The 10,647-nt window shown below is 37.6% G+C and carries 11 protein-coding genes; 3 read left to right on the forward strand and 8 right to left on the reverse strand.

All coding sequences use genetic code 11. The features are described from left to right. Positions 1-8: 8 nt before the first annotated feature. Positions 9-1,085 (reverse strand): glutamyl aminopeptidase, encoded by a 1,077-nt coding sequence (pepA, locus tag AB3I72_RS13190; RefSeq protein WP_002355013.1) that lies wholly within the window; start codon positions 1,083-1,085, stop codon positions 9-11. Positions 1,086-1,391: 306 nt separating this feature from the next. On the opposite strand from pepA, the gene AB3I72_RS13195 reads away from it, so the two are divergent. Beyond that, on the forward strand, positions 1,392-1,733 hold the full coding sequence (locus AB3I72_RS13195; RefSeq protein WP_002355012.1) for a PepSY domain-containing protein: 342 nt from the start codon (positions 1,392-1,394) through the stop codon (positions 1,731-1,733). Positions 1,734-2,051: 318 nt separating this feature from the next. Next, entirely contained in the window at positions 2,052-3,707 is a 1,656-nt protein-coding gene (locus AB3I72_RS13200) for a peptide ABC transporter substrate-binding protein (protein WP_002355011.1), read from the forward strand. Between the two features lie 66 nt (positions 3,708-3,773). Here AB3I72_RS13200 and AB3I72_RS13205 read toward each other — a convergent pair whose 3' ends face one another. The 7 genes from AB3I72_RS13205 to AB3I72_RS13235 form a co-directional block, all read right to left on the reverse strand. Next, on the reverse strand, positions 3,774-4,610 hold the full coding sequence (locus tag AB3I72_RS13205; protein ID WP_002396861.1) for a PTS system mannose/fructose/sorbose family transporter subunit IID: 837 nt from the start codon (positions 4,608-4,610) through the stop codon (positions 3,774-3,776). Continuing rightward, entirely contained in the window at positions 4,582-5,355 is a 774-nt protein-coding gene (gene agaW, locus AB3I72_RS13210; protein ID WP_002365326.1) for a PTS N-acetylgalactosamine transporter subunit IIC, read from the reverse strand. Before agaW ends, AB3I72_RS13205 begins: the two co-directional genes overlap by 29 nt. A 24-nt stretch (positions 5,356-5,379) precedes the next feature. Beyond that, a complete protein-coding gene (nagA, locus tag AB3I72_RS13215; protein WP_368023995.1) occupies positions 5,380-6,531 on the reverse strand; it encodes an N-acetylglucosamine-6-phosphate deacetylase in 1,152 nt (383 codons plus the stop codon). A gap of 45 nt (positions 6,532-6,576) precedes the next feature. Next, positions 6,577-7,053, reverse strand: a complete 477-nt coding sequence (gene agaV / locus AB3I72_RS13220) for a PTS N-acetylgalactosamine transporter subunit IIB (protein ID WP_002355007.1) — start codon at positions 7,051-7,053, stop codon at positions 6,577-6,579. 26 nt (positions 7,054-7,079) lie between these two features. Next, entirely contained in the window at positions 7,080-7,517 is a 438-nt protein-coding gene (locus AB3I72_RS13225; RefSeq protein ID WP_368023996.1) for a PTS mannose transporter subunit IIA, read from the reverse strand. A 146-nt stretch (positions 7,518-7,663) separates the two neighbouring features. Beyond that, positions 7,664-8,758 (reverse strand): acyltransferase, encoded by a 1,095-nt coding sequence (locus tag AB3I72_RS13230; protein WP_061100900.1) that lies wholly within the window; start codon positions 8,756-8,758, stop codon positions 7,664-7,666. An 86-nt stretch (positions 8,759-8,844) separates the two neighbouring features. Next, positions 8,845-9,660 (reverse strand): carbohydrate deacetylase, encoded by an 816-nt coding sequence (locus AB3I72_RS13235; RefSeq protein ID WP_061100899.1) that lies wholly within the window; start codon positions 9,658-9,660, stop codon positions 8,845-8,847. A gap of 143 nt (positions 9,661-9,803) precedes the next feature. Here AB3I72_RS13235 and AB3I72_RS13240 point away from each other — a divergent pair, with 143 nt between their 5' ends. Then, positions 9,804-10,556 carry a MurR/RpiR family transcriptional regulator gene (locus AB3I72_RS13240; RefSeq protein WP_002365331.1) on the forward strand — a complete coding sequence of 251 codons (753 nt, stop codon included), beginning with the start codon at positions 9,804-9,806 and terminating at the stop codon, positions 10,554-10,556. Positions 10,557-10,647 lie beyond the last annotated feature (91 nt).

A 10,647-nucleotide genomic window follows, 5' to 3' on the forward strand; every position in this document is an offset into this window, starting at 1 on the left:
AACATCCTCTACTTTCCGTAAACAATTGTATTAACTGTTGATTTATCCAAGCCACGTAATGCTTGTAACAACATTTCCCGCGCTGCTTCATAATCCGCAATACTAAACATTGTTTGATGCGTATGGATGTAACGACCACAAACGCCGATGACTGTACTTGGTACACCGTTATTAGTTGTGTGCGCTGCCCCAGCATCCGTTCCGCCTTTAGAAACAAAATATTGATACGGAATATTGTGTGTCGCAGCTGTATCTAATAAATATTCACGTAAGCGAGGCAATGTAATCAAACCTGGGTCGAAAATCCGTAATAACGTTCCTTCACCTAAATGACCATATGTCCCTTTTTTCGTGTGAATATCATCTGCCGCTGAACAATCCACCGCAAAGAAGATATCTGGATTAAATTTATGAACAGATGGTTTAGAACCACGTAAACCAACTTCTTCTTGTACGTTTGCTCCAGCAATTAATGTGTGGCCTAATTCTTCATTTTGTAACGTTTCCAATGCATCTAATACCAACGTACAACCATAGCGGTTATCCCATGATTTACTGATAATATTTTTGCCATTGGCTGTTTTAATCGTTTCTGTTTGTGGAACAATGGAATCCCCTGGACGAACACCAAAGCTTTCAGCTTCTTCTTTTGAAGAGAATCCTGCATCAAATAACACATCAGAGACTTCTAATTGTTTTTGACCACTCGTACCACGCAACAAGTGTGGCGGAATAGATGAAGAAATACATGGATAGTTCCCTTTACTTGTTTTTAACGTAAAACGTTGTGCTGAAACAACATAGGGATTCCAGCCACCTAAAGGAACCACTTGGAATAAACCATTATCGTTAATTTGAGTTAACATGAAGCCAACTTCGTCCATGTGGGCTGCTACCATTACGCGTGGCGCTGCTTCCACTTTTGAACGTTTAATCCCAAAAATACCACCTAAACCATCATATTGAACATCGTCCACTAACGGGGTGATATGTTCTTTCATGTACGCGCGAATGTCGTCTTCAAATCCGCTGGTTCCTTGTAATTCAGTTAATTCCTTGATTCGTTGAAATGTTTTTTCTTCCATAGATGTATGTCCTATTGCTTTTGATTTGTTGGAAATTACGCCAACCAAGCGTCACTTTTCCTCTAAAAAGTCACTTTATCCTGTCGATAAAAATAGGTACTCCTTTCATATGATTTCACTCTTATTATAACGCAAATACTAGAAAATGCACATCGCTTTCTCTTTTTAAACGTGACAATGAGAATGCCCTAAAAGAATGATTGAAAAACTTTTTTTATTTCTCAGCGGCCCCTTCTCTATGGTAAAATAAGAGTGATACTGACAAAAGTAATAGTAAGCAGAAACCGACCAAGGGAGGTCATACAAATGAACGAAGAAAATGAGTTGACATACTTTAAAGGCGGCTTAGCGCTAGGTGTTGGTCTTGGTTTAGTAGGCGGCATTGCCTCAACCTTGTTCTACCATAAGAAAAAAACAATCTCCGCTGATCTCGTCTTAGAAAATGTAAAAGCTGCTTTTTTAAAAGAAGGACCGATTGAAGGTTCGTGGATTGAGTTTGAGAAAAAGCCCTTGCGGAAATTCGCCATCCACTCCAAAACGTATACTGGAGGAATTTGCCGCATTGAAGACGACGGCATTGTTCAATACGAATTCACTGCAGATGCCTACACAGGAACTGTCATTGACATCCAACGATTAAAAGATTAAAAAGATTGTTACAAAAGCACTTATTTGCTTTTGTAACAATCTTTTTTTCTTCTCATTTGTTTTTTGTAAAAGGGATGTTTATTTTATGTCAAAAAAATCAAATCAATGATGAATAAATACTCAAAAATCGAATGCTTTCTGCATGGAAATCAGCTTAAATCTTTACTTATCAACGTTTGTCCACTTTTTTCATAAAAAAGATTAGACATTTTTTAAAAATTGATAAAAGAATAATCATTTCTAACGATTTTTTAATTTCTCCTTTTCATTTTTACATTATACTGAGAGTATTGCTAAAAATGAAAAGGAGCGTGTCAAATGAAGAAATCTGTTTTATTTACTTCATTACTTGTATTATCAAGCTTAGCTTTAGCGGCCTGCGGCGGTGGCAGTGACGATAAAGGAGCAAGCAACGGCGGCAGCGACAACCAAGTATACACAATGGTTGAATCCCAAGAAATGCCTAGTGCCGATCCGTCCCTTGCGACAGATGAAGTGAGTTTTACCACTTTAAATAATGTCTACGAAGGAATCTATCGTTTAGATAAAGACAACAAACCCGCGCCTGCTGGTGCAGCCGAAAAAGCGACTGTTTCAGAAGACGGTTTAGTTTACAAAGTCAAATTACGTGAAGAATCAAAATGGTCTGATGGCAAACCAGTTACTGCTGCAGATTACGTTTATGGTTGGCAACGAACAGTGGACCCTGCCACTGCTTCAGAATATGCCTACATGTTTGAACCAGTAAAAAATGCTGAAAAAATTTCTAAAGGGGAACTACCTAAAGAAGAATTGGGCATTAAAGCAATCAATGATCATGAATTGGAAATCACTTTAGAAACAGCAACACCATATTTTGACGATTTATTGGCTTTCCCTTCTTTCTTGCCGCAACGTCAAGATATCGTTGAACGTTTTGGTAAAGATTATACAAAGAGTAGCGATAAAGCAGTCTACAATGGTCCGTTTACGCTAACTGAGTTTGATGGTCCCGGAACAGATACTAAATGGTCTTTAACTAAAAATGAAGAATATTGGGACAAAGAGACTGTCAAGTTAGATAAAGTCGCTATCAACGTGGTAAAAGAAGCCCCAACTGCCTTAAACCTTTATGAAACTGGTGAAGTGGATGATACGTATTTATCTGGTGAACTGGCCCAACAAATGCAAAACTCGCCTGACTTGGTCCAATTAAAAGCCGCTTCTTCTTTCTATTTAGAAATGAATCAAGCAGATGAAAAATCACCATTGACCAACGCAAACTTACGTCGTGCTATGTCTTATGCCATCGATCGCGATTCATTAGCTAAAAACATTTTAGCCAATGGCTCTCTTCCTTCACAAGGCTTCGTCCCTGTGGATGTCGCGAAATCACCAAAAACGGGTGAAGACTTTGTTAAAGAAGCTGGTAGCGACAAATTAGTCAAATACGACAAGAAAAAAGCAGTGGAATACTGGAACAAAGCGAAACAAGAACTTGGTGTTTCCAACTTAACGGTTGATTTAATGGTAGACGACTCTGAAGGCGCTAAAAAAATGGGCGAATATCTTCAAGGATCACTGTCTGATACTTTGGAAGGCTTAAAAGTAACTGTGACGCCTGTCCCTATGGCTGTTCGCTTAGATCGTACCTTAAAAGGGGATTTCCAAATCGCTGTTCGTGGTTGGAGTGCCGACTATTCAGACCCAATTAACTTCTTAGATTTATTAGAAAGCTCAACTTCTAATAACCGTGGACGTTACAGCAATCCTGAATACGATAAATTCATTGCTGCGTCCAAAACCACAGATGTTAACGATCCTGAAAAACGCTGGGAAGATCTAATCAACGCTGAAAAAACAGTAATTGCTGATATGGGTGTTGTGCCAATTTACCAAAAAGCAGAATCACACTTACGTGCACCAAACGTGAAAGAAATTATTTATCATCCAACAGGTGCTAAATACGACTTCAAGTGGGCGTATAAAGAATAATCACTCGATTAAATTTAGAAAAAGATTTGGAACAATAGCGATTTTGGCTGTTGTTCCAAATCTTTTTTATATAATCCCGATTAAAGAACCTAACAACCCAAAAATCACAGTAAAAATAATTAAAGCAATCGGCGTACGTCCTTTTTTCAACATAATAAAACAAAACAGCGTAAACACTAACGGTAATAAATTGGGCATGATTGTATCAAACAATTGTGTTTGAAGGTCTAACTTAGTATCTTTCAAGCGAAAAACAAAAGTTGTCGTTAATTGTACACTCTTCGGAATCAACGCACCCACCACGGAAATTCCTACAATTGTTGCTGAACGAGATAATTTTTTGGTACTTTCGCTTAAAACTGAAATTGCTTTGACACCCATTTTATAACCTAGATTAATTAACCCAATTTTGGCAGCCATATACGGAATATTAAATAACAACAAGAAAACAATTGGTCCTAAGATATTGCCTTCTAATGATAGTTGTGAACCAATCGCTGCTGCAATCGGCAAAACGGTTAAATAAAATAGCGCATCCCCAATTCCGCCTAACGGGCCCATCAACGCTGTTTTAATCGCTTGAATGGATTTTGGTGATTCTTTTGACTCTTCCATTGCAATAATCACACCATGCATGAACGTCACCAATTGTGGATTCGTGTTCATAAATTGTAAATGATTTTCCAAAGAAAGAGCTAAGTCTTCTTTATCACGATGAATCTTTTTCAATCCTGGAATTAATGAGTAGGTCCAGCCGCCTGCTTGCATTCTTTCATAATTAAATGAAGATTGTAGCAGATACGAACGGAACATTATTTTTTTTAACTCTTTTTTTGTTATTACTTTTTCGGATATCGTATCATTATATGTTTCTTCAGATGCCATCTTCTTCAAACCCTCCATTATTATTTGATGCAGTGACTGTATTATTTCTTTGTGCGTAAAATTCATATAAAGCAATTGCGACAGCTAAACCTGCAACCGCTAATGTATCTAATCCTAAATAGGCAGCCATAACAAAACCAAAAATAAAGAACGGCACGTAGGATGTTTCCCACATCGTTTTTAATAACATGGCGAAACCTACTGCTGGCATCATCCCACCTGCAACGCTCAAGCCATGAATACTCCATTCGGGTAGAATAGAAATGAAACTAGATGCTTTATCAGCACCAAAGAAAATACATAAAAATACTACAAAAAAATAACAAATGAATAAAACGATTGGTAAAAAACTAGACATTCTTTCGATGCCTCTTGTATCTGCTTTTTTTGCATAAGCATCAAATTTGTGCATAATTGGTGACATCGCTGTATATAACAAGGTAATTAACGCTTGCGCTGCAACTGCGAAAGGAACAGCCAACCCTACGGTCACTTGTGGGTCAGATTTTGTGATAATTGCTAACGCTGTTCCAATAACTCCCCCAATTACTACGTTGGGTGGTTGCGCACCGCCGATTGCTACTGCACCAATCCAAACTAACTCTAGCGTTGCTCCAGTGATTAACCCTGTGTTGACATCTCCCAATATTAAACCCACAATCAATCCTGTAACAATCGGACGATGAATATGTGTCTGTAAGACAAGCTTATCAACCCCTGCTATCCCAGCCCAAATTCCTACCAAAATTGCCTGTACTAACATTTTTTTCCTCCTACTAGACTTCGTCTACTTTTTATAAACTGTTTCACCATTTACTAAGGTTTCTAGCACTTCGTATTTCTCATCAATAATTGTAAAATTACCTAAAAGCCCTAGTTTGATTTCTCCCATAGATTCGTTCACATTCAACAAACGAGCTGGATTTTTCGTGACTGAATTAATTGCAATCACTTCTGGAAGCAATGCTTTTTCAACAAGGTTGCGAACCATATTATTTAAATGGTTCGTACTTCCAGCTAACTTGCCATTCGCTAAACGAACCACATTTTGTTCATCAATAACCATTTCGATCCCTTTTTCTGGTTTTGGATAAACGCCTGGTTGACACCCTTTGGCCCAGATAGAATCTGTCACAGCAATTAAATAGTCCTTGCCTTTTAGTTTGGCTAACACACGTACTAATGAATAATCAACATGTACCCCATCAGCAATAATTTCAGCAAACGTTTCTTCACTATCCAAAGCAGCAACTACTGCGGTTGGTTTTCGATGACTGATATCTTCCATCCCATTAAACGTATGGGTAAAACTTTTTGCACCTGCTTCGACAGCTGCCATTGCTTGTTCATAGGTCGCAGCCGTATGGCCAATTGAAATGACTACATCATGTTCATGACAATATGTAGTTAAGGCATTCTCTACATCATTTTCTGGTGCCAACGTCATTAATTTTATGTGCCCTTTTGCCAACTCTTGCCATTTTTTAAATGTCTCTACGGAAGGTTTTACTAATAACTCTGGATTATGAGAGCCACGAAATTCTTCAGAAATCATTGGTCCTTCCGCATGAATCCCTATGATTTGTGCCCCGTTGGTTCCTCGGTCTTCCTCAATAAATGAACCAATCACTTCAAATGAATGTTCCAAGTCTTTTGGAAATGTGGTTGACGTTGTTGGTAAAAAAGCTGTAATCCCTTCTTCTGGAAGGTAAGCTTGCCACTCTTTGATAAATTCATGATTGGCATGATTGGCATCCCCACCATGCCAACCATGATCATGAATATCAATAAATCCTGGAAGAATGCGCTTTTCTCCGTATTCTTTGTCGACAGCTTTTTCATTGTACGGTAGAATTGCAACAATTCGTTGTTCTGACACTTCAACTTGAGCTGGTTGAAATTGTTCGTTAATCCATACGTTTTTACTTTGAATAATCATTCTTCCCACTTCTTCTCTTCAAAATTATTGTCCAACATTACTTTTTTATGAAAATAATGCATCTAAACTTTCTTCTGGCGTTGACGGGACACGTTGAATCGAAAGTTTAACACCTAATTCTTGTAACTTTTTAAAGGCGTCTACATCTGTTTTATTAACGGCAACAGCGGTAGCTACTTGTTTTTTGCCTTCTTCCATATGCATATTACCAATGTTTAATTTTTCGATTGGCACACCACCTTCTACCAAGCGCAATGCATCAACAGGATTATCAACTAACAGAAAAATCTTTTGTCTTTCTGAGGCTTTATGAATGACCTCAATCGTTTTCTTAATGGAGAAAAAACGGGTTTGTACTTCTGCAGGGGCCGCCATGTTTAACAATTGTTGGCGCATTGTATCCTCAGAAATTGCATCATTTGCGACTAAAATTAAGTTGGCGCCTAAAGAACCGTTCCATTGTGTTGCGACTTGACCATGAATCAAGCGATTATCAATTCTTGTTAATAAAATATTCGGCATAGTGCTTCCTCCTCTTTTCTAATTGGTTAGATTCCGTCTGCTTCTTCTTGAGTAGTTGCTTGTGGTTGTTCTAGTTTTTTATGAACAATCCCCTCTCTGGCTGAATCTGTGACCATTGAAACAAAATCTTCTACGTTCGTGCTGATTGTGCGTAATGCAAGCCCTTCAAGAACCATCGGTAAATTTGTTCCTGCTAACACTTCAACATTTTGATAATTACTTGCGACAGTCATTGAAATTCTAAACGGTGTGCCCCCTAAAAGGTCAGTTAAAATGACCACTGCTGGACACGTCTCCAGCATAGAATCAACGGCTTTACGAATGTTTGACTCTAATACATCAAGCCCTGTATCATTGAAAAAAGGGACCGCCTGAACATTTGCTTGCTCTCCTGCAATCATACTAACTGATTGATGCATTCCAGTTGAAAATACCCCATGTCCCGTTAAAATAAGACCTATCATTTATTCTTTCTCCCCTAACTATTTACTGAGCTTACTATTTAATTGGATAAGCAGAACTTATTCCTCAAAGAGTGTAACAATTCTTGTGACAATTGAGTATGCTTTCCCATGATTTTGGACGATGATTTCTATTTAAGAACATGTCCCTATATAGATACAAGGCGTCCCAACTTAAAGATGCTTTTGAAAAAATGCTCGATTACAACCGTTAACCCAAACGAGCCAACAAATGTACCCATATACAACACAAGAATAACCAAGCTGACTAGTTGATTGGTTAAAAACGGATGGACCAGTTTCAAGACCAATTGAAAAACAAAAACATTCGCTAAATAACTGCGATACGCATAAGTGGCTATCCATTTAACCATTGGTAAAAGACGAATCTTTTTGGCTATTCCTTGCGTTCCCAAATAAAAAACCAACCCGATAATCAGTAAACTATAGGCACTTTGAAGAGGATCCAAATAAGGTAGATCGTTCGGTGTCATCTGTGTTCCATCAAATAAATTCCCTTGGACTGCCTGCCAAAAAATAAAAAGAAACAACAGAAATAGCACCACTCTCGTCTTTTTCAAGAAAGTAAAAATTTCCCCCTGATACTTCGCTGCGATGACCCCGAAAATACCATAAATGAGATAACTAAGCCCTAAACGATCTATTAAGTACCAAAGAGAAGTTTCTGCATATGGAAAAATCATTTTCTGGTACCAGAAGCACCAAAGGATATGCGCACCGATTGTAAAAAAAACAATTGGTAAAATCACTTTTTTGTTTTTTGTAATTCTTGTTGCCAACCAAATAAAATACGGCATAAATAATTGGAATTGCAACATCATTACGGCATACCATAGATGTGCCGCGCCATCACCACTGAGAATTTTCCCTAGAAATCCTAGGGGCGTTTCATAGGGCATTCGTTGTTGTAAACTAGGAAAAGCGTATAGATAGAGACTGGACCAGACCACATAAGGAAGCACTAATTCATAAAATTTTTCCTTTAAAAATTCAAGATACGATTCAGCTTGGCTCTTTAACACCATGTTGTAAATAATTGCAAAAATAAACATGGGTGCTGAATATTTAGACATTCGGTAAAAACTACCGATTGAATTCATTGCTTCCGTTTGCGGAGAATGTATCAACACATATGATAAAACTGTTTGTAAGATAACTGATGCTACAGCGAAAACTTTTAAAAAATCGCTGATATTCAGATTTATTGGTTGTTCTTTACGCATGTACGTCCTCTTTCTTTCAATAATTTAGCGTGTAAGTAAGCGCTCGGATTAAGAACTTACTCACACGCTATTCACGCTTCTTTGATTTACATTGCTAGCGATTCATAATTGGCTAACAAGATGCCGCGTTCTTCAATCGCTTCTTTGACTTCTTGAGACGTTAATATTTCCACTTCACGAATTCGAGGCATACAATACCCTGATTGCTTTTGTAAAATAGTATCGATAAACGCAGGATGACAATTGATTTCAAAGACCTCTCCTTCACTACAAACAACCATATCAAGCAATTGCAAGATGGTTTCAGTTGAAATCGCCTTGTCATAAAATTGGTACAACATTTCATCTGGCGTGCGAACATCCTGATATAACTCTAAATAGTCTTTTGTTTCAATACTTCTTGAAGCGTTACGTAAAGGTAATTGATATTTGCGAGCAAGTGCCAAAGCTACGCCTAATAACTTTTCATTTTTTCCATGAACGTTATGATGAGAATCAATATGATCAGGGCGTCTGCCACTTTTCATAAATGAAATAATTTGAGCATCCCATTCGTTATAAACCTCTTCTAAATTGACTTTTTCTTCAAAAATCGATTGATGCCAAAAATAACCAGCTTCATCTACTAAGGAAGGAACCATTTCTCGAGGTAAAATAGGTTTTGCTTGGTTCAATGTCAATGTTAAATGGACACCGATAGCTAAAGTCGGTGCACTGATTCGAGCACTCTCCATGGCCTCTAAAAAATAAGGAGAAGTTGGTAATCCAGTTGTTGAAGTAACCACGCCACGTTTGTGTGCTTCAATGATTCCTTGCGTTACCGCTGGCGTGTAACCAAAATCATCAGCGTTGATAATTAATTTTTTATTGCTCATTTTTCCCCACTCTCTCTTCTGTTTCATGAATTTTTAGTTGTTTCTCTATTGATTGTAGCTAAGTGGCGCCTTTTTTTATAGCTAGTTTTCTGATTGAGTGCTATAATCTACAAATAAGACCATGTCCCTAAAAAAGGACATTACGTTCACAAACGACAGGAGGGATCAGCATGCTGTTTTTAACCTATGATCCACAATTAAATCCAACAGAATTAGAGATTTACAAGTATATTAGCCACAATATTGAAAAAGTTCCTTATATGACAATTCGAGAATTAGCAGATGAAATTCATTTCAGTAAAACGGCAATCTGGCGTTTTTGTCAAAAATTCGAGTGTGAAGGCTATACAGATTTTAAATTTAAATTGAAGAATTATCTAAGCGAACGAAAAAAAACAGCCCAACCAAAATCTTTAGATGAAACAATGCTGATTCATTTTTTGCAACGCTCATCAGAAGAATTATTAGAAGGACGGATTGTTCAAGCTGCGGAATTGCTGGCAAAAAAAGAATTTGTTCTTTTTATTGGCGAAGGAACGTCCAAAGTCCTAGCTGAATTTGGTGAAATTTATTTTTCCAGTATCTATAATTTATCTGCTTCTGTATCCCACCTTTTTTCCCATCCCGTTAGCAAATTATCCGAAGAAACGGCTAAAAAAGTGGGTGTTATCGCCTTATCAGTTTCGGGTGAAACACAAAAAGTTCGGCAAAATATTGATTATTTTATCGAAATGGGGATTGATGTAATTGCTATTACAAATAGTGAAAAAAGCACGATTGCTCAACTTTCAACAGTCACAATCCCCTACTATATAACAACCGAGAAAAGTTCTATTGCAGACGTAACGTCCCAACTACCTGCACTATTCTTAATAGAAAAGTTGGCGAAAACTGTTTCAACGATGTTAAATGAGTGTCCATAATCACTGCAAAAAAAGGAAGGAACTAGCAAAATGTAGTGCGCCCCCAAAGTTAGACCAAAAAATCTAACTTTGGGGGCGTATTTAAATTGGC

Source organism: Enterococcus sp. GC34, assembly GCF_040886645.1.
In the GTDB taxonomy this organism is placed as follows: Bacteria; Bacillota; Bacilli; order Lactobacillales; family Enterococcaceae; genus Enterococcus; species Enterococcus faecalis.